23 protein-coding genes are annotated in these 25,418 nt (G+C 56.2%); 13 read left to right on the plus strand and 10 right to left on the minus strand.

Features of this window, described 5'->3' with window-relative positions; genetic code table 11:
* Nucleotides 1-53 precede the first annotated feature (53 nt).
* Complete coding sequence (locus AUQ41_RS14670) at nt 54-461, minus strand: DUF2218 domain-containing protein (RefSeq protein ID WP_008889968.1); 408 nt, start codon at nt 459-461, stop codon at nt 54-56.
* Nucleotides 462-798: 337 nt separating this feature from the next.
* A complete protein-coding gene (locus AUQ41_RS14675; protein ID WP_008889967.1) occupies nt 799-1,641 on the minus strand; it encodes a fumarylacetoacetate hydrolase family protein in 843 nt (280 codons plus the stop codon).
* A 229-nt stretch (nt 1,642-1,870) separates the two neighbouring features.
* Between AUQ41_RS14675 and AUQ41_RS14680 the strand changes: the two genes are divergently transcribed.
* The 3 genes from AUQ41_RS14680 to yghX all read left to right on the plus strand — a co-directional run bounded on the left by AUQ41_RS14680 (nt 1,871) and on the right by yghX (nt 4,727).
* On the plus strand, nt 1,871-2,533 hold the full coding sequence (locus AUQ41_RS14680; RefSeq protein ID WP_063089079.1) for a dienelactone hydrolase family protein: 663 nt from the start codon (nt 1,871-1,873) through the stop codon (nt 2,531-2,533).
* A gap of 43 nt (nt 2,534-2,576) precedes the next feature.
* Complete coding sequence (locus AUQ41_RS14685; RefSeq protein WP_063089080.1) at nt 2,577-3,530, plus strand: D-2-hydroxyacid dehydrogenase family protein; 954 nt, start codon at nt 2,577-2,579, stop codon at nt 3,528-3,530.
* Nucleotides 3,531-3,839: 309 nt separating this feature from the next.
* Nucleotides 3,840-4,727, plus strand: a complete 888-nt coding sequence (yghX, locus tag AUQ41_RS14695; RefSeq protein WP_063089082.1) for a YghX family hydrolase — start codon at nt 3,840-3,842, stop codon at nt 4,725-4,727.
* Between the two features lie 81 nt (nt 4,728-4,808).
* Here the strand turns inward: yghX and AUQ41_RS14700 are convergent, their stop codons facing one another.
* Nucleotides 4,809-5,510: a GntR family transcriptional regulator gene (locus AUQ41_RS14700; protein WP_063089083.1), complete on the minus strand. Its 702-nt coding sequence runs from the start codon at nt 5,508-5,510 to the stop codon at nt 4,809-4,811.
* Nucleotides 5,507-6,880 carry a formimidoylglutamate deiminase gene (locus AUQ41_RS14705; protein WP_063089084.1) on the minus strand — a complete coding sequence of 458 codons (1,374 nt, stop codon included), beginning with the start codon at nt 6,878-6,880 and terminating at the stop codon, nt 5,507-5,509. The genes AUQ41_RS14700 and AUQ41_RS14705 overlap by 4 nt, the downstream gene beginning before the upstream one ends.
* An 82-nt stretch (nt 6,881-6,962) precedes the next feature.
* On the opposite strand from AUQ41_RS14705, the gene hutI reads away from it, so the two are divergent.
* The 7 genes from hutI (at nt 6,963) to AUQ41_RS14740 (ending at nt 15,551) form a co-directional block, all read left to right on the plus strand.
* Nucleotides 6,963-8,165, plus strand: a complete 1,203-nt coding sequence (gene hutI, locus AUQ41_RS14710) for an imidazolonepropionase (protein WP_063089085.1) — start codon at nt 6,963-6,965, stop codon at nt 8,163-8,165.
* Between the two features lie 51 nt (nt 8,166-8,216).
* Complete coding sequence (gene hutH / locus AUQ41_RS14715) at nt 8,217-9,758, plus strand: histidine ammonia-lyase (protein ID WP_063089086.1); 1,542 nt, start codon at nt 8,217-8,219, stop codon at nt 9,756-9,758.
* A gap of 2 nt (nt 9,759-9,760) precedes the next feature.
* Entirely contained in the window at nt 9,761-10,564 is an 804-nt protein-coding gene (hutG, locus tag AUQ41_RS14720) for an N-formylglutamate deformylase (protein WP_063089087.1), read from the plus strand.
* Nucleotides 10,561-12,237, plus strand: coding sequence for a urocanate hydratase (gene hutU, locus AUQ41_RS14725; protein ID WP_063089088.1), 1,677 nt, complete (start codon nt 10,561-10,563; stop codon nt 12,235-12,237). Before hutG ends, hutU begins: the two co-directional genes overlap by 4 nt.
* 77 nt (nt 12,238-12,314) lie before the next feature.
* Entirely contained in the window at nt 12,315-13,409 is a 1,095-nt protein-coding gene (locus tag AUQ41_RS14730; protein WP_063089089.1) for a TRAP transporter substrate-binding protein, read from the plus strand.
* Nucleotides 13,410-13,482: 73 nt separating this feature from the next.
* Nucleotides 13,483-14,004, plus strand: a complete 522-nt coding sequence (locus tag AUQ41_RS14735; protein WP_008889950.1) for a TRAP transporter small permease subunit — start codon at nt 13,483-13,485, stop codon at nt 14,002-14,004.
* A complete protein-coding gene (locus AUQ41_RS14740) occupies nt 14,004-15,551 on the plus strand; it encodes a TRAP transporter large permease subunit (RefSeq protein ID WP_063089090.1) in 1,548 nt (515 codons plus the stop codon). Before AUQ41_RS14735 ends, AUQ41_RS14740 begins: the two co-directional genes overlap by 1 nt.
* A gap of 74 nt (nt 15,552-15,625) precedes the next feature.
* Here the strand turns inward: AUQ41_RS14740 and AUQ41_RS14745 are convergent, their stop codons facing one another.
* From AUQ41_RS14745 to AUQ41_RS14770, 6 genes are all read right to left on the minus strand, one after another.
* Nucleotides 15,626-16,081 carry a DUF3237 domain-containing protein gene (locus AUQ41_RS14745; protein WP_063089091.1) on the minus strand — a complete coding sequence of 152 codons (456 nt, stop codon included), beginning with the start codon at nt 16,079-16,081 and terminating at the stop codon, nt 15,626-15,628.
* A gap of 10 nt (nt 16,082-16,091) precedes the next feature.
* Nucleotides 16,092-17,387 (minus strand): TRAP transporter large permease, encoded by a 1,296-nt coding sequence (locus AUQ41_RS14750; RefSeq protein ID WP_063089092.1) that lies wholly within the window; start codon nt 17,385-17,387, stop codon nt 16,092-16,094.
* Entirely contained in the window at nt 17,380-17,967 is a 588-nt protein-coding gene (locus AUQ41_RS14755) for a TRAP transporter small permease (protein ID WP_063089093.1), read from the minus strand. Before AUQ41_RS14755 ends, AUQ41_RS14750 begins: the two co-directional genes overlap by 8 nt.
* Nucleotides 17,968-18,032: 65 nt before the next feature.
* On the minus strand, nt 18,033-19,061 hold the full coding sequence (locus AUQ41_RS14760; RefSeq protein ID WP_063089094.1) for a TRAP transporter substrate-binding protein: 1,029 nt from the start codon (nt 19,059-19,061) through the stop codon (nt 18,033-18,035).
* Nucleotides 19,062-19,267: 206 nt separating this feature from the next.
* Nucleotides 19,268-20,518 carry a thiolase family protein gene (locus AUQ41_RS14765; protein ID WP_063089095.1) on the minus strand — a complete coding sequence of 417 codons (1,251 nt, stop codon included), beginning with the start codon at nt 20,516-20,518 and terminating at the stop codon, nt 19,268-19,270.
* A gap of 5 nt (nt 20,519-20,523) precedes the next feature.
* On the minus strand, nt 20,524-22,386 hold the full coding sequence (locus AUQ41_RS14770) for a feruloyl-CoA synthase (protein ID WP_232308407.1): 1,863 nt from the start codon (nt 22,384-22,386) through the stop codon (nt 20,524-20,526).
* Nucleotides 22,387-22,630: 244 nt separating this feature from the next.
* Between AUQ41_RS14770 and AUQ41_RS14775 the strand changes: the two genes are divergently transcribed.
* From AUQ41_RS14775 to AUQ41_RS14785, 3 genes are all read left to right on the plus strand, one after another.
* A complete protein-coding gene (locus AUQ41_RS14775; RefSeq protein ID WP_063089097.1) occupies nt 22,631-23,395 on the plus strand; it encodes an SDR family NAD(P)-dependent oxidoreductase in 765 nt (254 codons plus the stop codon).
* 32 nt (nt 23,396-23,427) lie between these two features.
* A complete protein-coding gene (locus AUQ41_RS14780) occupies nt 23,428-24,207 on the plus strand; it encodes a crotonase/enoyl-CoA hydratase family protein (RefSeq protein ID WP_008889941.1) in 780 nt (259 codons plus the stop codon).
* 158 nt (nt 24,208-24,365) lie between these two features.
* Entirely contained in the window at nt 24,366-25,418 is a 1,053-nt protein-coding gene (locus tag AUQ41_RS14785; protein ID WP_063089098.1) for a TRAP transporter substrate-binding protein, read from the plus strand.

A 25,418-nucleotide genomic window follows, 5' to 3' on the forward strand; every position in this document is an offset into this window, starting at 1 on the left:
AAAGCCCGCTCAATCCTGAACGGGCTTTTTGATCACTAAAAAGTGACAAATGGTCATTTATTTCGCCAGTCAATTTCGATCTTGGTCTGCGGCGAGAGGGTCCGAAGCTTGTTTTCGAAATAAGCCTGCATGTCCGCAAGGCTGTGTTCATCGGTCGCCGACATCGCAACTGTCAGAAACAGCGGCGTCGCCGTCAGTTCGCACGCACCATTTTCAAATGCCAGTACACCAGCATCGGGTTTGCGCAGGGTGCCCTTGACGTCTTCGCCACGGGCTTGCAGCATCATCCCCTTGAGAAAGCAAGGCGCGCCGCGCAAATAGATATCTGCAAACGCAAAGCTACCGACACCATCCTGTGCCTTTGAAGTCCGAGACACAGGGCCAGCCTCATCAACTGAAACATCCATCGGATTGACCGAAACCGGCCAAGACTCGTTCACTTTGATCGCCAGATTAGACATGTGCATCACCAATCCTGTAAGGGCGCTTTATGCGCACGGTATCCCCATACCCCTTGGACACGCATTTCACATTGCTTAAGCACTGAACAATAATGACTACTAGTCATTTATCGCACATCACAGAAGAACGTCAATGCACTTTGTCCTGACAAAAATGTCCTGAATCGGGCAAAGCGCAAGTCTGTCGGCAAAAATTTCTGAAATATTGGCGTGACGATCCGCCAGATCACGCAGATCATCGCGAGAAATCGTTATTTAACAACGGCGTGCAGCCAAGATCACATTGCTGTGACGTGATCTGGATTGCTGCATCCCGATATTTGCATGGCAGCGTTGCCTAGCCCTGAACGACTTCCTGACGCTGCGCGCCCAAACCGTCGATTCCCAGTTCCATCACGTCGCCGGGTTTGAGGTACACCGGCGGGTTTTGCCCCATACCCACACCCGGCGGGGTGCCGGTCGAGATGATATCACCGGGTTGCAGGCTCATGAAACGCGACAGATAGCTGACGACGAACGCGACGCCATAGGCCATGGTTTTGGTGCTACCGTCCTGATAACGCTTGCCATTCACATCGAGCCACATGGAAAGGTTTTGTGGATCGGCAACCTGATCACGGGTGACAAGCCACGGACCAATCGGGCCGAAGGTATCGGCACTTTTGCCCTTCACCCACTGGCCGGAATGTTCGAGCTGAAACGCGCGCTCGGAAACATCATTGATCAGGCAGTAACCTGCGACATGATCAAGCGCATCGGCCTCGTCGACATATTTGGTGTGCTTGCCAATCACCACGCCCAGTTCGACTTCCCAATCGGTTTTGGTCGAGCCGCGTGGAATTTCGATCGTGTCATTCGGGCCACAAACGGCCGAAGTTGCCTTAAGGAAAATGATCGGTTCTGGCGGCAGTTCCATACCGGCTTCTTGCGCATGGTCAGAATAGTTCAAACCGATGCAGATAAATTTGCCCGGCCGCCCGACACAGGCGCCAATACGCGGATCACCCGACACGACCGGCAGGCTTTCCGGATCAAGTGCTGCAATACGGGCAAAGGTTTCATCGGAAATCGTGGTTGGATCAAGATCATCAATCACGCTGGAAAGATCGCGGATGACGCCATCCGCATCACAAAGCCCCGGTTTCTCCGCCCCGACCGGGCCATAGCGCAAAAGCTTCATGAATTCTCTCTCCTGATATCGTCACGCGGGTTCTTTTTGCGTCCTGCACAAGCCAAGTCCTGCAAAAAGAACGATTTATTCCTCATACCTTAGTGATGTCACATCATGATCCCAAAGGGCAAGCCAATTGAGGATACATTATCCGCTGTGACCATGATGATTGTTCTCGCCCGGTAATTCGATATCATCACCGAAAAGACCATTGCGCCGAGAAAGGAAACGACAGGACATGATGGAGACCATTACCGCAGCTGACGGGCACAAGCTTGATTGTTGGTTTGAACCACCCGTTGGTACAAGACGCGGCGCGATTGTAATCCTGCAGGAAATCTTTGGCGTCACCGAGCAGCTCAAGGGAGTTGCGCGCAAATATGCCGCCCTTGGCTATGAGGTCGCCATCCCTGCCCTGTTTGACCGGGTGGAGCGTGGTGCGGTTGTGGACTTTAACGACTTTGATCGGGCGCGTGCGCTGATGATGGCGTCCGAGTTGTCAAACACCCTGACCGACATTGATGCTGCCGCCCGCGCCCTGTCTGCCAAGGGCGGCAAGGTTGGCGTGATCGGGTTTTGCTGGGGCGGTGGATTGGCCCTGCGCAGCGCCCAATGTCTTGATATCGCGGCAGGTGTTTCATTTTATGGCACGCGTATCGACCAATATCTCGATAAGCCGCTGCACAGGCCATTTCTGGCACATTTCGGCCTGTCTGATGGTCACGTCCCGATTGAGATGATCGAAGACGCCAAGGCAGCCCTGCCCGGCATGGAAGTGCATATGTATGAAGCCGGGCATGCCTTTGCCAACGAAGCACGTCCATCCGCCTATGTCGAAGCGGCGGCCGAAGTTGCGCATGCCCGCACAGCCGAATTTCTTGCCCTTCATATCGCAGACTGACGCGACAGAACCCCAGCCCTGCCCCATTGGAAACACAGCCCAGATGCGTATTGCCATTCTTGATGACTATCAAAACATCGCCCTGCAGTCGGCCGATTGGACAGACGTCCAAAATCACGGCGAGATCACCGTATTTAACGATCATGTTTGCAATACAGGCGACCTGATCAGCCGCCTTGAGCCGTTTGACGTCCTGTGTGTCATGCGTGAACGCACAGCTCTTACAGGTGACATTTTGCGTGCGCTTCCGAACCTTCGGCTGATCGTGACCACCGGCAAGCGCAATGACGCCATTGATGTCGCAAGCGCAAGTGAACTGGGCATTACGGTTTGCGGCACAGAATCCCCATCCACGGCAACGCCGGAACTGACCTTTGCCCTGATGCTGGCACTTGCCCGCAATCTCATGGCGGAAAACGCATCGATGCGCGCCGGCGGATGGCAAGTCGGGATCGGTCAGGACCTTGCAGGTTCGACCTTGGGGATTATCGGGCTTGGGCGGTTGGGCGCAAAGGTCGCGAAAATGGCGCAGGTCTTTGACATGCATGTCTGCGCCTGGAGTGCCAACCTGACGCAGGAACGCTGCGACGAACTTGGCGTGCCCCATATGGCAACCAAGGAAGATTTGCTGCGCACGTCGGATTTCGTCACCATCCATCAACGCCTGTCTGATCGCACCCATGGCCTGATCGGCACGAATGAGCTCAAACAAATGAAGCCAACCGCCTATCTGATCAACACATCACGCGGCCCGATCGTTGATGATACTGCCCTGATTGACGCGCTCAACAACGGCGAGATTGCCGGTGCTGCACTGGATGTTTACGACAAGGAACCACTGCCCGTATCACATCCCCTGCGTCATTGTGATGGCCTGTTGCTAAGCCCGCATCTTGGCTATGTCACCCGCAACACTTGGAACGTGTTTTACGGCCAGACGGTCGAGGCCATTTTGGCCTGGCACAGCGGCAAACCGATGCGGGTTATCGCGCCTTAAGAAGCGCATTTAACAATTTTCCAAGTTCAAAGGGGCTCGATGACATGGCAAAACCAGCCACCGCCAGACGCCCGAGAGATGACTTGGAAAGACGGCGACATATGTGATCCTGGTAACGCCAATCTCGCAGGTAGCACGTTTGTGATTTGCGAATTCTCCAACTTCGTCGAAAATGGAAATCAGATGGAAATCAGGATGCAGCGCGACATTCAGCCCCCCTGATTCAGGCTGACAGTTCAATCCGGATAATCAGATATTCGTCACCAGCAAGCCCCAAAATCTGATGTGTAATTTCACAAGGATCGCATGATGGAACGTTTGACTGCCAAGGATTTTTCTCCGGAGCTTCTCGAACTTTATGATTTCTATGCCCACGGCATGATTGATCGCCGTGAGTTTCTTGATCGTGCGGGCCGATATGCGGTTGGTGGAATGACCGCCCTTGCGATCCTTAATGCCATGAGCCCAAACTATGCCATGGCTCATCAGGTCGACTTTACCGATCCCGATATTGTTGCTGAATACATCATGTACCCGTCGCCCAACGGTCACGGTGAAGTGCGTGGCTATCTGGTCAAACCGGCCAATGTGACCAGCAAGGTACCCGGTGTTGTGGTCGTGCATGAGAACCGGGGTCTGAACCCCTATATCGAAGATGTCGCGCGGCGTGTGGCCAAGGCAGGCTTTGTCGCACTTGCCCCGGATGGATTGACATCGGTTGGAGGCTACCCCGGCAATGACGACAAGGGCCGCGAATTGCAACGCACAGTCGACCCAACCAAGCTGATGAACGACTTTTTTGCCGCTATCGAATTCCTCACCGCCCACGAGGCCACCACGGAAAAAACAGGCATCACTGGTTTCTGCTATGGTGGCGGTGTCGCCAATGCCGCCGCGGTTGCCTATCCGGAATTGGGGGCCGCCGTTCCGTTCTATGGCCGTCAGCCCGCGGTCGAGGATGTCCCCCGTATTCAGGCACCAATCCTGTTGCAATACGGTGAACTTGATGAGCGTATTAATGCCGGGTGGCCTGCCTACGAAGAGGCATTAAAGGCCAATGACAAGGTCTATGAGGCCTATATCTATCCGGGCGCCAACCATGGCTTCCATAACGATTCCACGCCACGTTATGACAAGGACGCAGCCGAACTGGCATGGCAACGCACCATTGACTGGTTCAACAAGTACCTGTCCTAAAGCATTTTGCCTTTAATCTGCATAAAAGGGCTAGCCGGACGTGTTTCACGACAACCCGGCTCGCCCTTTTTGGATTGAAAATCAGATCGCAGAATGCTTGCGATAGCCCGGCGCGAACAGAAGTCTGGCCGATGTGATGCCGGTCTGATTTTCCCAGGTGGTACGTTCCATTAAGAAAAGCGATGTGCCGGGATCGGTGCGCAGTACCTTGGACTCTGCCGCGCTGGCATTGACCGCGGAAAAATAGATATCGCCGCGGGTATAGGGCGCATGCAACACCAGCCATTCATTGGCGCTGATTTTTTCAAGATCGGCATCAAGGATCGTCGGCGTTGCGGCAATCGACACCCAGCGATCTTCGAACATGAACGGCTTGCCATCGGCCAGATGGAGCGACGTGATATGCAGCATATCGCTATCGGCCGTGACACCCAGATTGGCGCAGATTTCCGGCGGCGGTGTGCGCCGTTCGCTAAATAAAAGGCCATAGGCATATTTCTGCCCGCGCCCTTCAATCTCAAGCCGGATGACCGGAATATCAAGCTTGGCGCGCCGCACCGGGTGGGCCGCGACCCGCGTACCCGCCTTACGCCTGCGATCGAGGAACCCTTCGGATGCCAGTTCACGCAGTGCACGGTTCACCGTGGCACGCGCACAGCCAAGTTGCTCGGCAAGTTCGACTTCCTTGGGGATCAGGTCGCCGGGCTTCCACTCACGGGTATGAATGCGGCGCAAAACCTCGTCATGGACGGATTGCCAGCTTTGCTGTTCCAGGCTGTTCACACTGCTTCCTTGAGTTGTTCCATCACCTTGCGATACCGGTTGGTGATCGCGTCATGGGCGATGTGGCGGCCCTCGGTCACGACATGGCGACCGGCCGACCAGACATCACGCACCATGCGATCATCTCCGGCAAAGATATATGTATCGAGGATCGTATCGCCTGTCCGGCCGATCAGGTCAACCGCCGAACCATCCAGCGCCATCAAATCGGCCAGTGCACCAACTTCGATCCGGCCTGCATCGCGCCCGGCGGCCTGTGCGCCGCCCTTGGCCGCTGCGTCATAAATGCGACGTGCAGTCGATTTTTGTTCGGTTGCCAAAGCCGCGCGGGAATTATCGCGCAGGCGCTGGCTGTATTCCAGGGTCCGCAATTCTTCCGACAGCGAAATACGGATATTGGAATCCGATCCCACACCAATTACGCCACCGGCATTGAGATAACGAACGCCATCAAAGATACCATCGCCCAGACTGCTTTCGGTGATTGGGCACAGACCCGCCACAGCACCGGTTTTGGCCAGCTCAAGCGTTTCGTGTTCTTCCATCTGTGTACAGTGGATCAAACACCAGTTCGCATTCACATCGGCATTTTCAAGCAGCCATTCGGTCGGGCGCTTGCCCCAGCTTTCACGAACTTCATCCACCTCGGCCAGTTGTTCGGCCAGATGCATGTGGATCGGTCCGTCCTTGGAAAGAAGACTGGTCGCAAGCAGATCTTCACGGCCCACCGCACGCAAGGAATGTGGCGCGACACCCATCACCGTATCCGCGGGCAGGTTTTTGATGGCGCGAACAGATTCCTCATACAATTTGGTGAACTGGTCGGGATCGTTACCAAACCGGATTTGACCGGGACCGAGCGGGCGCTTGTCACAGCCACCATATTGATAATGCACGGGCAGAAGCGTCAGGCCGATGCCGGTGATTTCGGTCGCGGCGGCAATACGTTCGGCCATCTCGGCGATATTGTCATACAAATGTCCGCCGGGGCGGTGATGTAGGTAATGGAACTCTGTATTGTTGGCATACCCGGCTTCCAGCATTTCCATCTGAACGAAGGCTGCGATGGCCTCGACATGATCTGGCGTCAGCTGATCAAGGAAGCGGAACATCAATTGCCGCCAGGTCCAGAAGGTGTCGCGCGGATCAGGGCCGCGCCTTTCGGTCAGGCCGGCCATGGAGCGCTGAAACGCGTGGCTATGCAGGTTTGAAATCGCCGGAAGAAGGATATCGGTTTTGCTTGTGACATCTGACGCGGCTTCGGAATCGGCCTGAATCGCAGCAATTCTGCCATTCTCGTCAATCTCGATCCGGACATTGCGCTGCCAGCCTGATGTCGTAAGTGCCTGATTTGCCCAAAGAACCTTCATTGCTTCTACCCGTCTTGACAGAAATATTATGTACGTACATATTATCTTTAATAACAAACTTATCAAGGGGTGATGCTTCGCGATGCTGCTTCGAAACGCAAAAATCGTCACGATTGAGGATCAGGACAGTTATGGCCTGATCGAGTGCGGCGCGATTGCCATCAAGGACGGCCTGATCGATTGGGTCGGTGCAGATGACGCCATCCCGGCCGAATATCTTGACGGTCCAGCGCGGGACCTTGAAGGTCGCCTGATCACCCCGGCCCTGATTGATTGCCACACCCATGTTGTCCATGGCGGCGACCGTGCGGTTGAGTTTGAAATGCGCCTGAAGGGTGCAAGTTATGAAGAAGTCGCGCGGGCTGGCGGCGGCATTGTTTCGACCGTGAAGGCGACCCGCGAAGCATCAATTGAGGATCTTCTGACATCCGCCCTGCCGCGCGTGGATGCGCTGCTGGCAGAGGGTGTGTCGGTGATCGAGGTCAAGTCGGGCTATGGCCTTGATCGCGAGACCGAGCTTAATATGCTGCGCGCAGCCCGTATGATTAGCGATCATCGTAATGTGCGGATCAAGACCACCTTCCTTGGCGCCCATGCGGTGCCGGTTGAATATAAAGACAACCCGGATGGCTATATTGATGAGGTCTGTATCCCGACCCTGAAGGCCGCCCACACCGAAGGTTTGATCGACGCCGTTGATGGGTTCTGCGAAGGCATTGCGTTCAATGCCGATCAGATCAAACGCGTGTTTGACGTTGCCCGCGAGCTTGGCATTCCGGTCAAGCTTCATGCAGAGCAGCTATCAAACATCGGCGGCACCAAACTGGCCGCCGAATATGGGGCAATTTCCGTCGATCATATTGAATACGCCACCGAGGAAGACGCGATGGCGATGGCCAAGGCTGGCTCCGTCGCGGTACTTCTGCCCGGTGCGTTTTATACCCTGCATGAAACCCAGTTACCGCCCATTGACGCATTCCGCAAGCACGGCGTGCAGATGGCGATTGCGACCGACTGCAATCCCGGTTCATCACCGCTGGCATCAATCCTTTTGACCATGAACATGTCCTGCACGCTGTTCCGCCTGACGCCGGAAGAGGCACTTGTTGGCGCGACCGCCCATGCGGCGCGCGCCCTTGGCCTGTCGGATACCGGGCGGATCAAAGTAGGCCTGCGGGCTGATCTTGCCATCTGGAATGCCAAACACCCGGCCGAGCTTGCATACCGCATCGGGTTCAACCCGCTGTTCGAACGCATTGTTGGCGGTGAAAGCACCGCCGCCTGAGCCCAAAGATAACTGCGCCACCGCATCAACATGTGACCTTAAGGATAGATTATGACTGTCACCCTTATCCCCGCTTCGGTCAAACTGGCAGAGCTTGAACGCATCTGGCGTGATCAGGTCGCAGTCAAACTCGACCCCGCAGCCCGCGACGGTGTTGAAGCGGCGCACGCAATGGTGCGCAAGGCTGCCGACGGCAGCGATGCGGTGTATGGCGTGAATACCGGCTTTGGCAAACTGGCCTCGGTCAAGATTGCCCCGGAAGATACCGAAACCCTGCAACGCAACCTGATCCTCAGCCATTGCTGCGGCGTGGGTGAGCCGCTTGATATCGCGACCACCCGTTTGATGATGGCCTTGAAGTTGCTCTCACTCGGGCGCGGCGCATCAGGTGTGCGTTGGGATCTGATCGAACTGATCGAGGGCATGCTGGCCAAGGGTGTTACCCCCGTCGTCCCGTCGCAAGGATCGGTTGGCGCATCGGGCGATCTGGCCCCGCTGGCGCACATGGCAGCCGTCATGATCGGTGCGGGCGAAGCCATCTATGACGGTACGACCCTGCCGGGTGGCGAGGCACTTGCCAAGGCCGGCCTGACACCGGTGGTGCTGGGCCCGAAAGAGGGCTTGGCGCTGATTAACGGCACCCAGTTTTCAACTGCTTGCGCACTGGTCGGGCTGTTTTCGGCCTGGCGCAATGCTGCGAGTTCGATTGTGACATCGTCGCTTTCGACCGATGCGATCATGGGTTCGACCGCCCCGCTGGTCGATGAAATCCATACGCTTCGCGGGCATCCGGGCCAGATCAATGTCGCACGTGCAATGCGCGATCTGATGACCGGATCGGAAATCCGCGAAAGCCACCGCGAAGGCGATACCCGCGTTCAGGACCCCTATTGCATCCGTTGCCAACCGCAAGTCACCGGGGCGGCGATGGATTTGCTACGCTTTGCCGGTCAGACGCTTGAGATCGAAGCCAATGCCGTGACCGATAACCCGCTGGTTCTGAAAGAAGACGGCCGCATTGTTTCGGGCGGGAACTTCCACGCCGAGCCGGTGGCGTTTGCCGCAGATCAGATCGCCCTTGCGGTTGCCGAGATCGGGGCGATTGCCCAACGCCGTGTTGCATTGATGGTCGATCCGACCCTGTCGCACGATTTGCCGCCGTTCCTGACGCCGGAGCCGGGCCTGAATTCCGGTCTGATGATTGCCGAGGTCACCACTGCCGCACTCATGAGTGAAAACAAACATCTGGCCAACCCGTGTTCGACCGACAGCACGCCGACCAGTGCCAATCAGGAAGACCATGTTTCGATGGCGGCCCACGGCGCGCGGCGACTAGCGCGGATGAATGCCAACCTTTCCTACATTCTTGGGGTCGAGCTGATCTGTGCGGCACAGGGTGTTGAATTCCGTGCCCCGCTTAAGACCAGCCCGGGGCTGCTCAATGTTTTGAAATCCGTTCGTGCCGACATCCCGACCGTCAAGGAAGACCGTTACATGGCGCCGGATCTGGCGAAGGCCGCCGAACTTGTCACTGGCGGTACACTTGTAAATGCCGCCAAGCTTTCGGGCTTTGTCGTCGGGGAGGCAGCATAACCATGACCGATCCGGTTGAAATCAAACGCGGTGATGGCCCGATTGTTCTGGGACTTCCCCATACGGGCACTTATGTGCCCGATGACATTGCCGAGAAACTGAATGATCGTGGCCGTGAACTGGCTGATACCGACTGGCATATCCATACCCTTTATGACGGGTTGCTCGATGGTGTGACGACGGTGCGCGCGACGTTTCATCGTTATGTGATTGATGCCAACCGCGATCCCGAAGGGGTCAGCCTTTATCCCGGTCAGAACACCACCACCCTTGTGCCGCTGACCGATTTTGACGGCGAAGATATCTGGGACGTTGCACCGACCGAGGATGATATTGCCTATCGGGCGGCAACCTTCCACGCGCCCTATCATCAGGCACTGGCCGCCGAGCTTGAGCGCGTGCGCGCCAAACACGGTGTGGCGATCCTTTATGATTGCCATTCGATCCGCTCAAACATTCCGTTCCTGTTTGACGGGACCCTGCGCGATTTCAATATCGGTACCAATCTGGGCGCGACATGCGATCCGATGATCGAGACGCTGACATCAGAAATCTGTTCGCAGGCCCAAGGATACAGTGCGGTTCTGAACGGTCGTTTCAAGGGTGGCTGGACCACCCGCCATTATGGCCGCCCGGAGATCAATCAACACGCCATCCAGATGGAACTGGCGCAATCCACCTATCTGACGGCCGAGGAAGCCCCTTGGTCCTATGACGAAAGCCGTGCAGCAAAATTGCGCACGCATCTTACAGAAATCCTGAAGACACTGGCCGATTTGGCCCCAGCACTAAGAGGCAAGTCATGACCAACAATCCGCGTCACAACCAGCGTGATATCTATCCCGATACCGGAAGCGAAATCACAGCCAAAAGCTGGCTGACCGAAGCGCCAATGCGCATGTTGATGAACAACCTGCATCCCGATGTTGCCGAAAACCCGCATGAGCTGGTTGTTTATGGCGGCATTGGCCGGGCTGCGCGTACCTGGAAGGATTTCGATCAGATCGTTGCCAGCCTGAAGGAACTTGAAGATGACCAGACCCTTCTGGTGCAGTCGGGCAAGCCGGTTGGTGTGTTCCGCACCCACAAGGATGCGCCGCGCGTTCTGATCGCGAACTCCAATCTTGTGCCGCATTGGGCCAACTGGGACCATTTCAACGAACTCGATAAAAAAGGTCTGGCGATGTATGGCCAGATGACGGCGGGTTCGTGGATCTATATCGGGTCACAGGGCATCGTTCAGGGCACCTATGAAACCTTTGTCGAGGCAGGTCGCCAGCATTATGACGGCAACCTTACCGGCAAGTGGATCCTGACCGGTGGCCTTGGCGGCATGGGTGGCGCACAGCCGTTGGCCGCTGTGATGGCCGGTGCGTGCTGTTTGGCGGTCGAGTGCGATGAAACCCGTGCGGACTTCCGCCTGCGGACCCGTTATGTCGACGAGAAAACCCATTCGCTTGATGAAGCGCTTGAAATGATCGAGCGTTGGACCAAGGCAGGCGAAGCCAAGTCCGTTGCCCTGATCGGCAATGCGGCCGATGTCTTCCCGGAACTGGTCAAGCGCGGCGTTCGCCCGGATATCGTGACTGATCAGACATCAGCACATGATCCGGTGCATGGATACCTTCCGCAGGGTTGGACCGTTGCCGAATGGCGCGAAAAACAGGAATCTGATCCCAAGGCTGTTTCCAAGGCCGCACGTGCATCGATGCGCGTTCAGGTCGAGGCCATGGTTGCCTTCCACGAGGCGGGCGTCCCGACGGTCGATTACGGCAACAACATCCGTCAGATGGCGCTTGAAGAAGGGTTCGAAAACGCATTCGCCTTCCCGGGGTTTGTTCCGGCCTATATCCGCCCGCTGTTCTGCAAGGGCATCGGTCCGTTCCGCTGGGCGGCCCTTTCGGGTGACCCCGAGGACATCTACAAGACCGACCAGAAGGTCAAGGAACTGATCCCCGATGATCCGCACCTGCATAACTGGCTGGACATGGCGCGCGAGCGCATTTCGTTCCAGGGCCTGCCGGCACGTATTTGCTGGGTCGGTCTGGGACAGCGCCATCGCCTGGGTATGGCGTTCAACGAAATGGTCAAGAATGGTGAACTGAAAGCCCCGGTCGTCATCGGGCGTGACCATCTTGACAGTGGTTCGGTCGCAAGCCCGAACCGCGAAACCGAAGCCATGAAAGATGGCTCGGATGCGGTCAGTGACTGGCCGTTGCTTAATGCGCTGCTCAATACGGCGTCCGGGGCGACCTGGGTATCGCTGCATCATGGCGGCGGTGTTGGAATGGGCTTCTCGCAGCATTCCGGCATGGTGATTTGTTGTGACGGCACAGAAGATGCCGCACGCAGGGTCGAACGCGTCCTTTGGAACGATCCGGCAACCGGTGTGATGCGTCATGCGGATGCAGGATATGACATCGCACTGGATTGCGCCCGGGAACACGGGCTGAACCTGCCCGGGATTCTCGGCAAGTAATTAAAACTCACACGTGGGGGCAGTGACGACTGCCCCTGCATCGCCCAATCAGGGTACAATCAAGGAGGCTTCTTAACATGAAAAGACGTGAATTTCTGACCGCCGGTGTTGCCGGCGCAGGTGCAGCGGCCGCTGCAACATTCGCAACCCCTGCCATCGCACAGGACAAGCGCCAGTGGAACATGGTCACCGCATGGCCGAAAAACCTGCCTGGGCCGGGTGTGGCTGCGCAGAAACTGGCAGACCGTATCACCACACTTTCGGGTGGTCGTCTTGAAGTCAAACTTCATGCCGCGGGCGAACTGGTTCCGGGCAATGGTGTGTTTGATGCCGTTGCCGAAGGCACCGCCGAGATCTATCACGCGGTTCCGGCATACTGGGGTTCGAAATCTAAAGGCATCCTTCTGTTCGGGTCGCAGCCGTTTGGCCTGCGTGCCGATGAACAGGTTGGCTGGCTGAACTATGGTGGCGGTCAGGAACTGTATGACGAAATCTATGGTCAGTTTGGTCTGAAGCCGTTCCTGTGCGGTAACTCCGGCCCGCAGTGGGCAGGTTGGTTCCGTAACGAAATCAACTCGGTCGATGACCTCAAGGGGCTTAAGTTCCGCACCACCGGTCTGGCATCGGAGATGTGCTCGAAGCTTGGCATGGCGGTTCAGGCCATGGGCGGTCGTGACATGTTCCAGGCACTTCAGTCTGGTGCGCTTGATGCCGGTGAGTTCATCGGCCCGTGGAGCGACAGTGCGCTTGGCTTCTATCAGGTTGCCAAGAACTACTACTGGCCGGGTGTTGGCGAGCCGTCCTCGGCCGAGGAATGTGCGGTGAACGCCAAGGCTTATGCCGATCTTCCTGATGATCTGAAAGCCGTCGTCAAGTTCGCGGCAGACAGCCTTTATAACGAAGTCTGGACCGAGTACGAGACCAAGCATGCCATGGCCCTGAAACAGCTTGTTGCAGAACAGGGTGTTCAGGTTCGCAAGCTTCCGGACGAAGTTGTTGAAGCCATGGCCAAAGCCGGTGCCGAGGTGATTGCGGAGCTTCGCGAAAGCGACGATGCACTGACCAAAAAAGTCACCGAAAGCTTTGTTGCCTATCGTGACCTGATCGGTGGTTACATGACCTATGCCGATAACGGTCAGATGAATGCACGCGCCAAAGCGCTTGGCTTCTGATAAACACTGAAACCGACGCTGGCACGTCCAGCGTCGGTTTTTCTTTCAGGCGTGCCTTTCACGGGGAGATGTCATGCAACGCCTTGCTGATGCACTTGACCAGATAAACCACTGGACCGGGATGACTGTGCGCTGGTTCGCACTTTTGATGGTTCTGTTGCAGTTTACCGTGGTCTTGCTGCGCTATGTTTTTGGGTTCAGTTCAATCGCGCTGAATGAAAGCGTTCTGTATCTGCATGCCGCTTTGTTCATGTTGGGGGCGGGCTATACGCTGTTGGTTGATGGCCATGTCCGGGTGGACATTTTTTATGCCGCAGCCACCGACAAGACCAAGGCGCGGATCGATGCGTTTGGCTATGTGGTTCTGGCAATCCCGTCGATGGCAGCCCTGCTGTATTGGACCTGGCCATCAGTGATCAATTCGATCTCGATGATGGAAGGGGCAATTTCGGTAGGGGGCATTCCGGCCGTGTGGTTTTTGAAATCCCTGATCCCGGCCTTTTGCATTCTGTTGATTATCCAGTCCGTCGCCTGCTTGCTCAGGCAGGTGGTTTTGCTGCGCGGCAATGTTGAAGATCAAGGCGGTGCGAAGTGATGGAATATCTTGATCTTTTGATGTTTGCCGCCCTGATGGGCTGCATCCTTTTGGGCTTTCCGGTGTCGTTCTCAATCGCCGGAACGGCGGTGATTTTTGGCTATCTCGGCTGGGTCACCGACACGATGAATATCGGCCTGATGGGGGCGTTCGGGCAGCGCGTGTTTGGCACGCTGACCAATGATGTCCTGATCGCCATTCCGCTGTTTGTCGTTATGGGTGTCGTCCTTGAACGATCCCGCATTGCCGAAGATTTGCTCCATACCATGGGCCGACTGTTTGGACAGTTGCGCGGCGGTTTGGGTATTTCGGTGGTGCTGGTGGGGGCGTTGCTTGCGGCCTCAACCGGGATTGTCGGGGCCACCGTGATTGCCATGGGCATGATCGCGCTTCCGACCATGTTGCGCACTGGCTATAACCCGAAAATGGCATCGGGCCTTGTTTGCACCGCAGGCACATTGGGCCAGATTATCCCGCCCTCGACGCTTTTGATCATTCTGTCGGACGTGATGTCGTCGGCCTATCAGCAGGCGCAATATGAACAGGGCAAGTTCACCATCGAAACCATTTCGGTCGGGCAGATTTTTGCCGGTGCGCTGATCCCGGGTCTGACGCTGGTTGCGATTTATATCATCTATATCCTGCTGCGCGGGCTGATACGTCCGGCCGATATGCCGCCGGTTCAAAGTGATGATGGCCGCCCCAGCGCGGGCGAAGTGGTGGGGGCGGTTCTGCCGCCTGTGCTTCTGATCATTGCCGTGCTGGGTGCCATTCTGGGCGGGGTCGCCACCCCGACCGAGGCGGCATCGGTGGGTGCGATTGGCGCGATCCTGATGGCGGGCGTCCGTCAGGGGGCGAACCGCAATCTGGTTCTGACCGGGACTGTGGCCCTTTTGATCCTGGCGATCATGGCCGGTGTCGCGCCGGTGCGTTTCCAGCGCAGTGACCTGACCGGTATTGATTATGCATTGGGTGCTGGTTATGTGGCGCTGGCTGTTGTCGGGATTATCGCGATCCTCGCCTGCCTGCGTCAGGCATGGAAAGCCGACATTCTGAAATCGGCCCTGACGTCGACCATGACGGTCAGCTCGATGATCTTTGCCACCATTCTGACAGCCAGCATGTTCTCGCTGGTGTTTATCGGGCTGGGCGGTGAAGACCATGTCGAGGAAATTCTTGAATCGATGCCGGGTGGTCCGACAGGGGCGCTGATCTTCTGCATGGCGTTGATCTTTGTGCTGGGCTTCTTCCTTGATTTCGTGGAAATCACGGTGATCCTGCTGCCGCTGATTGCGCCGGGCCTGATCATGATGGGCCACGATCCGGTGTGGCTGGCGATCCTGATTGCGATCAACCTGCAGACATCGTTCTTAACGCCACCATTTGGCTTCTCGCTGTTTTACCTGCGCAGTGCCGCCCCGCCGGAAATCACCACCGGCCAGATTTATCAGGGTGTGGTGCCGTTTATCGCGCTTCAGCTGTTTGGTATTTTCGTGATCTGGCTGTGGCCGTCACTGGCCAACTGGCTGCCAAGCGTGGTGTTCTAGGCAAAGAACTGAAAATGAAAAAACGCCCCCGATTTCTGGGGGCGTTTTTATTTGCGTCATGGCCAAAGCGGCTGTCAAAGGACTTCATAGACCGACACATAGACCGTGCTTTTTTCGCGCTGCCCGGATCCGACAAAGATCCGGTGATTAAGCCAGCTATAGCGTTCATCGCCGGTTTCAAAGCGGGGCTGGGTGCGCATGTAATATTTCGATGGGTCGACATGTTCGCCGCGTGCAAGCGCGTCCAGAACATCCTTCGGACCATGCCGAAAGCCGAAATTACGGATGTCAATCAGTGCCCCGTCATGGGTTTCGATACAATATCGGGTATCAAGTTCGGCCACACCGTTTTCAAAAACGGTTTGCCAGTCAGCGCCCAATGCCAGAACGCGACCATTCAACGATTTGCCTTCGACATGACCGCCAATGATCGGAATGATCCGGCGTGTGCCGCGCATTGAGTTGCCCAGCTCCATCGGGGCTTCCAGCTCGACCGTCAGATCGCAAAAATGTTCAAGTTCAAGCTTCATATCGGCCTCTTTAGTTCATGGTCGTCGGCAGGAAAAGAACGATGGATGGCACCAACACCAGCAGGATCAGGCGAATAATGTCGACCGCGACAAACGGGATGACACCCTGAAACACCTTTTGCAGGGGCACTTCGCGGGCAATTGAGTTGATGACAAACACATTCATCCCGACAGGCGGTGTGATCAGGCCAAGCTCGACCGTCATGACAACGATGATGCCAAACCAGATCGGATCGAACCCCAACTGGGTAACCACGGGAAACACGATGGGCACCAGAAGAATGATCATCGCCATGGCATCAAGGATGCAGCCCAGCAACAGGAAAAACACAAGGATCAGCGCAAGCGTCGGATAGGCCCCGATATCAAGCCCGACCAGCCACGCTGTGATCTTTTGCGGGGTCTGGGTGATGGCCAGAAAATAGCCAAACAGGATCGCACCGATCAGAATGGTATAGATCGCAACCGAGGTGCGCAGGGCCTCGACCAGGCTATCAAGAATGCTGCGCCAGCCAAGCCGACCGCGGATCACCCCGATCAGGGCGGTCAGGACAGAACCAACCGCCGCGGCCTCTGTTGCCGTAACAACACCCAGATAGATACTGCCGATAATCGCGATGAACAGGGCCAGGACCGCCCAGACATCACGCAAGGATCGAATGGCGTTGCGCAAATCAAACGGTTCGCCCGCTGGCAACCCACGGGCATAGGTCACCCGAAAGGCCAGCATATACATCACAATCGCCAGAAGGCCCGGAATGATACCGGCAATGAAAAGCTTGCCGACATCCTGTTCGGTGATAAAGCCATACACCGCCAGAACAACCGACGGCGGGATCAGAATGCCAAGCGTTCCGCCAGCGGCAATCACGCCGGTCGCGACATGATCGCGATAACCACTGCGCTGCATTTCCGGCAAAGCGACCTTGGTCATGGTTGCCGCCGTTGCGACCGATGAACCCGATATAGCGGCAAACCCGGCACAGGATGCAATGGTCGAAAGTGCCATGCCGCCCCGAAATGATCCCAGCCACGCCTGCCCCGCGCGAAACAGTTCGCGCGACATGCCGGAATTGGTGGCAAGAACACCCATCAGAATAAAGAACGGAATGAGGCTAAGGTTAAAGTCGGTGATGGTGCGGATCGGCGATTGCGCCAGAAGGTTGAGTGCAGGCGTCGGACCAACAATTGCGGCAAATCCACCGACCCCAACAATCCCCATGGCAATGCCAATCGGAACCCGAAGCAGCATCAGGGCAAACAGCGCAACAAACCCGCCCAGTGCGACAAAATCGGCTTCAGTCATCAGTTCCCCCCGAACCACCAGTTTGCTTTTGTTTTTTCGGGTCGGAGGCAATATGCGGCTCTGACTCGGCGGGTTCAAAATCATCCAGACCGGCATTGGTCAGCGCGATCATCAAGGCACGCGCCAGAATGGTCAGCATGCTGACCGCAACGCCAAGCCAGATCAGCCCCATGACCGGCCAGACGGGTACTTGCAGATCAAATGTCGTCTCGCCGCTGTTATAGGCGCTGGTGACACGCGCCAGCATCTTCCAGCACAGCAAGCCGGTGAAACCCAGCAAGACCATCCAGGCAAAGAAATCCGTCCATCGACGAACACGCGCGGGCAGCATCAGGGCAAACAGATCGACCTTGATGTGCGATCCACGATAGCCCACACAGGCAAAGCCCCACATGATGACCACCCCCAGAAACAGGCGCGAAAAATCAAATGCATCCGGGATCGGCCATGCAAACAGGTAACGACCAATTGCGGATGCCAGAACCAGCAACGTGATCACCGCAAGCAAAATGGCCGAGACCATTTCCACCTTGCGCGAAAAGGCTTCGAGATATGTCAGGGAGCGATGAAGGACCCGCATGATTTATGCACTTTCAGAGGTATCGGCAGCACCGACATGCGATGCCGCCGATACAGGGAGTGTCATCAATACTTGGCGTTCTCGGCTTCGAGCGCGTCAATGAAGGCCTTGTAAATGGCATCGGCGTCACCGCCCTTGGCCGTAACGCTTTCGCGCCATTGGGCAACAAGCGGTTCGGCGGCATCGCGCCATTGTTGCAGTTCATCGGCGGTCGGCTGATACAGTTCATGATCGCCCGATGCCATCATCTTGTAGCGACCAGATGCCTCGTTCTCGGCCCAGCCCTTGGAAAAACGACCTGACCATTCCGGCGTGCAGTGATCATCCATCACCTTGCGGTTTTCGGCTGACAATCCGTCATAGACACCGCGATTGATCACAAGGATCTGCGAGGAGACATAGAACGGCATATCAAGGTGATATTTGGTTTCCTGATCAATCCCGAAGATATAGATCGAGTTCCACGGGAAGGTGATCGCATCTGCCGTGCCCTTGGCGATGGCTTCGCGGGCCTCGGGGGCTGGGACCTGAACACTGGCCCCACCCAGCAGGTTTACAAAACGTGCCATGGTCGCATGGGCCGGACGTACCGCATGGCCGTTTATGTCTTCTGGCACGCGGACCGGCATTTTTGAATGGATGGTGCCGGGGTCATGCGGGTTGACCAGACAGAGTTTGACTTCCGGCATTTCCTGTTCGGCGTAGTTCGCATACCACTTGTGAAGGGCGACCGACCCATTGACCGCATCCTTCACATTGAACGGCACCTCGGTCAGGCCATAGATCGGGAAACGCCCGGCTTGATAACCCGGATTGATATAGCCGATATCGGCAATGCCATCGCGGGTCATATCATAGTGATCAGGTGCGGAGCCCAGCTGTTGGGCCGGGAAAATCGTGAAGTCGATTTTGCCGCCGGATGCCTCGCGGATGGAGTTTGTCCATTCTTCAAGCCCCATGGTTTGAACCGGATGGGTTGGCGGCAGCCAGTGGGCCAGACGGAAATTCACTTCCTGGGCAGACGCACCAGAAATGACAGACATGGCGGCAACTGACGCCAAGGCAATCACTGAACCAAGTTTAAGTCGTTTCATTGTTTCCTCCCTGAGAAAACCGACACCGGCAATTTTGTTTTTGTTGCCTTGTCTGTCGGTAACTCGATTTGATCAGACCACCCTTGGAAGCCTTTGCCCCAAGGGTTGGGCTGATCGCCAAACCGGGCCCAAAACCAATGTCCCGGTCAAAAATAACGTCTCCGTTTGTCGCGACCCGGCGCAGCTGATCGCACCCTGGATCGTTCCTATGCCAATTTCGTGTTTTCGATCAGAACAGCAATGCCCTGTCCGCCACCAATGCAGGCCGATGCGATGCCATAACGCTGACCGGATTTGACCAGTTCGCGCGCCAGTGTATTGGTGATCCGAACCCCGGTTGCGCCCAGCGGATGACCAATGGCAATCGCGCCGCCATTAACGTTGACCTTGTCTTCATCAAGACCAAGTTCGCGGATGCAGGCCAGGATCTGCGCACCAAAGGCTTCGTTGATTTCGATCCGGTCAATCTGATCAAGGGTCATACCGGTTTGATCAAGAACGGCCTTGATGGCCGGGACCGGGCCAATGCCCATGATTTCCGGCGGCACACCGACAGCGGCGCCTGCGATGATGCGGGCACGCGGTGTCAGGCCGTGTTTGCGGGCATAATCGGAACTGCCCAGAACAACGCCGGCGGCGCCATCCACTACGGCTGATGAATTGCCGCCCGTCTGCACCCCGCCAAAGGCCGGGCGCAGTTTGGCCAGAATGTCATAGGGCGATGGCCGGATGTGGCTGTCGCGGTCGACCTGATCGATCTTGCGCGGCAGGCGGATGGACCGTGGATTGCCGTCGGCAAATTCAAAGGTTTCGTTGGTCACGGTCGCAATTTCACCGGCCAAGAAGCCGTTTTCGTGCGCAGCGACGGCACGGGCAAAACTGCGTTCGGCAAAGCGATCCACTTCTTCACGGGTGATGTTGTATTTCTTGGCAAGGTTTTCCGCCGTGTCGCCCATGGTGCAACTGACCGCCGGATCCAGAAGCGCTTCCCACAGGAAGTCCTTGAATTCGACCTGCCCCATGCGAAAACCACTGCGATGGGTGTAGGCGGCAATCGGGTTGCGGCTCATGGATTCAGTGCCGACACAAAGGGCAAGATCCCCACGACCGAGTGAAATATGATCGGCGGCCTGCAGGATGACTTCGATCCCGGTACCACAAATACGCTGCACAAGGTGTGCTGGGCGATCCACCGGCACACCGGCGTAAATCCCGATATGGCGCGGCGTCATATAGGCATCATAGGATGCCTGGGCCATGGAACCGGCGACGGTGAAATCGATATCAGCGGTGCTCACCCCGGCATCCTCGATTGCCGCGCGGGCCGCCTTGATGCCAAGATCAATCGGGGAGACCAGCCCGAAGGCACCGGTATAATCGACAAACGGTGTGCGTTTTCCGCCCAGCAGCCAGACATCTTCAAATTCGGTCCGAAGACCTTTGGCGTTCGCAGTCATTCTGCTTATCCCTTTTTGGCAATCATGACCCCGGCGGGTGACGGGTCGGTATAAAGTTCGGCGACCTTGTCAGCGCGTTTGGTCAGAACCGCGCGCTGATTGATCGAGCCCTTGTCGGTGACTTCGTGCGCATCAAGTTCCGGCGAACTTTCCAGCAGGATCGCGCGCGCGACAAAGTTCGAACTGCCGGTCGATTTGGTCGCCAGCTCATTGAGGCATTTCTGAAAATGCGCCTGCACGGCCGGATGGGTTGCGATGTCACGCTCGGACGCGTTGGCGGGCAGGTCCGGGCACAGTTTTTTGCAGGCGGTGAAATCTGCAAAGATCAGCGCACCGACATAGCCTTCGTTCAAACCGGTCAGCACGGCATCCCGCACATAAGGCGCAAAGGTCTGGGCAATGGCGGTGCGGATGGCCGCAACATGCACCCATGTGCCGGTCGAGAGTTTGAAATCTTCGCAGACCCGACCATCAAACAGGAAGCCCCGTTCGATATTATCCGGATCCACAAATTTCAGGGCATCACCAATCAGGTAATAGCCTTCATCATCAAAAGACTCGCTGGTTTTATCAGGTTGCTTCCAATAGCCGGGTGTAATGCTCGGTCCCTTAAGGCGGACTTCGAGCTTTTCGGCATTGGGCACCAGTTTGATATCAAGCCCGACGGCCGGAAGACCGACACTGCCCGCCTGATCAACCGCCCAGGTGGTGGTAAAGGCAAAGGGGGCTGTTTCGGTGGAGCCATAACCGGTGACGATGACGATCTTTTCGCCAACCGTGTCCTCGGCGATCTTTTCCAGATTGTCCCAGACATATTGCGACAAACCGGCACCGGCATATTGCATCAGTTTGAGCTTGGCAAAGAACATCTCGCGGAGTGTTTTGTTTTCGCGCAGATGATGGACAAGTGCCTCGTACCCCTTGGGAACGTTGAAATAGATGTTGGGCGATACTTCGCAAAGATTGCGCACGGTTTCATGAATACCGTCCGGGGTCGGTTTGCCCTGATCGATATAGAAACTGCCGCCGTTATAAAGCGCGATGCCGAAATTATGGTTGCCGCCTGCGGTGTGGTTCCATGGCAGCCAGTCGACCATCACCGGTGGTTCATCCTGCAAAAACGCCAGCGCGTGACGCAGCATCATCTGGTTAAAGCACAGCATCCGCTGGGTATTGATCACAGCCTTCGGCATCCCGGTGGAGCCGGACGTGAACAGGAATTTGGCAATTGTGTCCTCGGTGATTTTGCCATTGGCGGCATCGACCGCATCGGTCGGTGTGGTCTGACGAACATCTTTGAAAACATCGCAATCATATTGCGATAACGGGTTTTCCAGAACCAGCAGACGGGCATCCTTTGGCATGACGGCGGCCAGTGCCTTGGCATATTTGGCACCATCATCCACAAAGATCAGACCGGGGTTCAAAAGATCACAGATATGGCGCAGCTTGGCAAAATCGGACGACACCAGCGAATAGGCCGGTGAGACCGGCGCATAGGGAATACCGGCATACATCGACGCCAGTGCAAGAAGCCCGTGTTCAAGACTGTTGCCCGACAGGATCAGGACCGGGCGATCTTCGGACAGGTCCTGTTTGATGAGGTATTGCGCAAGACTGCGGACCTCGTTTCGGGTTTCAAGGAAGCTTCGTTTTTGCCAGCCGCCGGTCTTGTCACGGTCGGCCAGAAACAGATGATCGGGTGTTTGTTTCGCCCAATGGTCAAGCTTGTCGGTGATGGCGCGCGGATAGTCATCCGGCGTTTCCGTTGATCGGATATAGATCGTGCCGTTGTCCTTTTTGGACATCGAGACACGCGTATCTCCCATGCGAACCGGACGGAGTCCGGGTTCAGCAATCATAGGCATGAGACGAAACCTCCAGTTTTCATTTTCTTATTTGTTATAATTCATAACAATCATAATTCATCACATCAAGCGCAATATCTTTATGCGTGTACGCGGACCCAACAATTTGACCTTGAGTATATTTATGCTCGCGCGCGAGAGGTGCGAATTTCGATGCGATTTCAGTTGACTAATGACGATTGACGCCGCTCTTTTACTGTGTAAACATAATTGTTATAAAACATAACAAACTTTGGGTAAGGAAATGCAGCTCAATCAGGTTCCCGCCATCATTACCGGCGGCGGCAGCGGCCTTGGTGCCGCCACCGCACGCACATTTGCGGTTGCGGGCGCGAAGGTCGCGGTGTTTGATCGCAACGGTGACGCCGCCAAACGAGTCGCCAGTGAAACCGGCGGAATTGGCCTGGAAGTCGACGTCTCTGACCGAAGCTCGGTCGAAGCTGCATTCAAGACCGTGAAACAAAATCTTGGCCTGCCGCGCATCCTTGTGAATTGCGCCGGTATTGGCACCGCCAATCGCATTTTGCCGCGCGATGGCAGCCTTCCGATTGATGATTTTATCAAAACACTGAACGTCAATCTGACCGGCAGCTACATCACCATGAGCTATGCCGCGCAGTTGCTTTCGGAAGCAACCCCGGTAAATGACGATGGCGAACGCGGCGTGATCATCAATACATCATCGGTCGGGTATGAAGACGGGCAGATCGGCCAGTGCGCCTATGCGGCATCAAAGGGCGGGATTGCGTCAATGACCTTGCCAGCCGCGCGCGAGTTGGCGCGGATCGGTGTGCGGGTGATGGCGATTGCGCCGGGACTCTTTTCCACCGCAATGACCGACACCCTGCCTGAAGAAGCCCGTCAGGCGATTGAAGCCAACATTCCGTTTCCCAAGCGGCTGGGCAAGGCACAGGAATATGCCGACCTTGCCCGCCATATCGTCGAAAATACCATGCTGAATGGCACCGTCGTCCGGATCGACGGCGCGGTTCGCCTGCAGGCAAAATAAAGACCAGATTGCTTTACGTAAGGAACAAGAACATGACCAACGGCGCGAATGACGTATTGAACGTCGCAATCAACGGATCGATTGCCCGTTTGACCATCACGCGACCTGAAAAGCGTAACGCGGTCAGCGATACTTTGATGGCAGCACTTGAGGCGTTTTTTGCCAATCCGCCCGAAGGGGTGCGGGTTGTTATTCTGGCTGGTGAAGGCGGGCATTTTTCAGCCGGGCTTGATTTGGCCGAGCATGTTGCGCGCAATGCGGCCGATACCATGCGCCATTCACGCAACTGGCACCGCATCATGGATATGATCCAGTATGGTGGATTGCCGGTGATTTCCTTGCTTAAGGGGGCGGTCATCGGTGGCGGCCTTGAACTGGCCAGTGCGACCCATATTCGTATTGCCGATGAGACCGCCTTTTTCCAGCTTCCCGAAGGGCGCCGTGGCATTTTCGTTGGCGGCGGCGCATCGGTCCGGGTCGGCCGTATTCTAGGCGCGGATCGCATGATCGAGATGATGCTGACCGGGCGCAAATACAACGCCGAAGACGGCCTTCGCCTTGGCCTGACGCATTATGTCTGTGACAGCGAGGAAGCCGCCGAAGCAAAGGCCATCGAGCTTGCCAATACAGTTGCCGAAAATGCGCAGCTTTCGAACTATGTCATGATCCAGGCCCTGTCACGGATCGAAGACATGGCAAAAACCGATGGCCTGTTTACTGAAAGCCTGTGTGCCGCCCTGACGCAAACCAGCGAAGATGCACAGGAAGGATTGAAGGCGTTCCTTGAAAAACGTGCACCTAATTTCAAGTAACCGCCTATAACAGAGCCGCAGATAATTGCGGCCATCAGATCGCATAACATAAGATCAAGGATCGGCAAGAAACCGCACAAAGCGGACGCCAGAACAATCAGGAAGGAACAGGGCCGCCCGACCAAAACCGGTGAGCCCATAATGTGAGGAGACGTTCGATGTCAGGATTTTCCGTTAATCGCCGCCAGATGCTCGGCATCATGGGCGGCGCACTTGCAGCCCCTGCAATCATTGGCAAGGCACGTGCAGCCGAAGTCACCCTTCGTCTGCATCATATGTTGCCGCCGGTTGCCCCGATGCACAAGGCGTTCTTCGAACCGTGGTCCAAGACCATCCGCGAACAGTCCGATGGCCGTATCGATATTCAGATTTTCCCGGCCATGCAGCTTGGTGGCAAACCGCCGCAGCTTGCCGAACAGGTGGCAAACAACGTTGTTGATATCGCCTGGACCTTGACCGTGTACACACCGGGTCGCTATCCGATTTCCGAAACGCTGAGCCTGCCCTTCATGGTGACAACCGCCGAGGCAACATCGGTTGCCATGCACAAGTTCATGGATGAATTTGGTCAGGACGAATACCGTGGCATGAAGCCATTGGCCTATCATGTTCATGCCGGTGGCAAGTTCCACATGCGCGACAAGGCGATTGAAAATCAGGCGGATCTTGACGGCCTGCAAATCCGCGCCCCAAACCAGAATGTCGGTAAAGCCCTGTCCATTCTGGGTGCTGAGCCGGTCTTCTTCCCGGTTACGGAAATGGCCGTCGGCCTTGCTAATGGCGTGATTGATGGCACCTGCCTGCCTTATGAAGTGGTTCCGGCCTTCAAACTGCATGAACTGACATCGGTGCATTGCGCCCCGGCAGAAGGCGGACGTGGTCTTTATGCCAACTCGTTTGCGCTTTTGATGGCGGGCAATGCCTATGACAGTATGCCCGATGATCTGAAAGCGGTGATTGACGCCAATTCCGGTATCGATCTGTCACGCCAGATCGGCAAACAGTTCGATAGCTTTGAATCGGTTGGATACAAAATGTGTGCCGATCGCGGCAACAAGTTCGTCGAGATTCCCAAAGACGAAATCGAACGCTGGCAGTCTGCCACCCAGCCGGTCGTCGATGAGTGGATCGAGACCCTCAATGATGCCGGACATGATGGCAAGGCGATGATTGATCGCCTTAATCAGCTGATCGACGCCGAGACCGCCTGA

The sequence above is a fragment of the Thalassospira sp. MCCC 1A02898 genome (assembly GCF_001618185.1).
GTDB classification, from domain to species: Bacteria; Pseudomonadota; Alphaproteobacteria; order Rhodospirillales; family Thalassospiraceae; genus Thalassospira; species Thalassospira tepidiphila.

What these genes read in the sequence shown, in the direction of transcription:
- AUQ41_RS14670 (WP_008889968.1), bottom strand. Translation starts at nt 461, where the DNA reads ATGTCTAATCTGGCGATCAAAGTGAACGAGTCTTGGCCGGTTTCGGTC.
- AUQ41_RS14675 (WP_008889967.1), bottom strand. Translation starts at nt 1,641, where the DNA reads ATGAAGCTTTTGCGCTATGGCCCGGTCGGGGCGGAGAAACCGGGGCTT.
- AUQ41_RS14680 (WP_063089079.1), top strand. Translation starts at nt 1,871, where the DNA reads ATGATGGAGACCATTACCGCAGCTGACGGGCACAAGCTTGATTGTTGG.
- AUQ41_RS14685 (WP_063089080.1), top strand. Translation starts at nt 2,577, where the DNA reads ATGCGTATTGCCATTCTTGATGACTATCAAAACATCGCCCTGCAGTCG.
- yghX (WP_063089082.1), top strand. Translation starts at nt 3,840, where the DNA reads ATGGAACGTTTGACTGCCAAGGATTTTTCTCCGGAGCTTCTCGAACTT.
- AUQ41_RS14705 (WP_063089084.1), bottom strand. Translation starts at nt 6,880, where the DNA reads ATGAAGGTTCTTTGGGCAAATCAGGCACTTACGACATCAGGCTGGCAG.
- hutI (WP_063089085.1), top strand. Translation starts at nt 6,963, where the DNA reads ATGCTGCTTCGAAACGCAAAAATCGTCACGATTGAGGATCAGGACAGT.
- hutH (WP_063089086.1), top strand. Translation starts at nt 8,217, where the DNA reads ATGACTGTCACCCTTATCCCCGCTTCGGTCAAACTGGCAGAGCTTGAA.
- hutG (WP_063089087.1), top strand. Translation starts at nt 9,761, where the DNA reads ATGACCGATCCGGTTGAAATCAAACGCGGTGATGGCCCGATTGTTCTG.
- hutU (WP_063089088.1), top strand. Translation starts at nt 10,561, where the DNA reads ATGACCAACAATCCGCGTCACAACCAGCGTGATATCTATCCCGATACC.
- AUQ41_RS14730 (WP_063089089.1), top strand. Translation starts at nt 12,315, where the DNA reads ATGAAAAGACGTGAATTTCTGACCGCCGGTGTTGCCGGCGCAGGTGCA.
- AUQ41_RS14735 (WP_008889950.1), top strand. Translation starts at nt 13,483, where the DNA reads ATGCAACGCCTTGCTGATGCACTTGACCAGATAAACCACTGGACCGGG.
- AUQ41_RS14740 (WP_063089090.1), top strand. Translation starts at nt 14,004, where the DNA reads ATGGAATATCTTGATCTTTTGATGTTTGCCGCCCTGATGGGCTGCATC.
- AUQ41_RS14745 (WP_063089091.1), bottom strand. Translation starts at nt 16,081, where the DNA reads ATGAAGCTTGAACTTGAACATTTTTGCGATCTGACGGTCGAGCTGGAA.
- AUQ41_RS14750 (WP_063089092.1), bottom strand. Translation starts at nt 17,387, where the DNA reads ATGACTGAAGCCGATTTTGTCGCACTGGGCGGGTTTGTTGCGCTGTTT.
- AUQ41_RS14755 (WP_063089093.1), bottom strand. Translation starts at nt 17,967, where the DNA reads ATGCGGGTCCTTCATCGCTCCCTGACATATCTCGAAGCCTTTTCGCGC.
- AUQ41_RS14760 (WP_063089094.1), bottom strand. Translation starts at nt 19,061, where the DNA reads ATGAAACGACTTAAACTTGGTTCAGTGATTGCCTTGGCGTCAGTTGCC.
- AUQ41_RS14765 (WP_063089095.1), bottom strand. Translation starts at nt 20,518, where the DNA reads ATGACTGCGAACGCCAAAGGTCTTCGGACCGAATTTGAAGATGTCTGG.
- AUQ41_RS14770 (WP_232308407.1), bottom strand. Translation starts at nt 22,386, where the DNA reads ATGCCTATGATTGCTGAACCCGGACTCCGTCCGGTTCGCATGGGAGAT.
- AUQ41_RS14775 (WP_063089097.1), top strand. Translation starts at nt 22,631, where the DNA reads ATGCAGCTCAATCAGGTTCCCGCCATCATTACCGGCGGCGGCAGCGGC.
- AUQ41_RS14780 (WP_008889941.1), top strand. Translation starts at nt 23,428, where the DNA reads ATGACCAACGGCGCGAATGACGTATTGAACGTCGCAATCAACGGATCG.
- AUQ41_RS14785 (WP_063089098.1), top strand. Translation starts at nt 24,366, where the DNA reads ATGTCAGGATTTTCCGTTAATCGCCGCCAGATGCTCGGCATCATGGGC.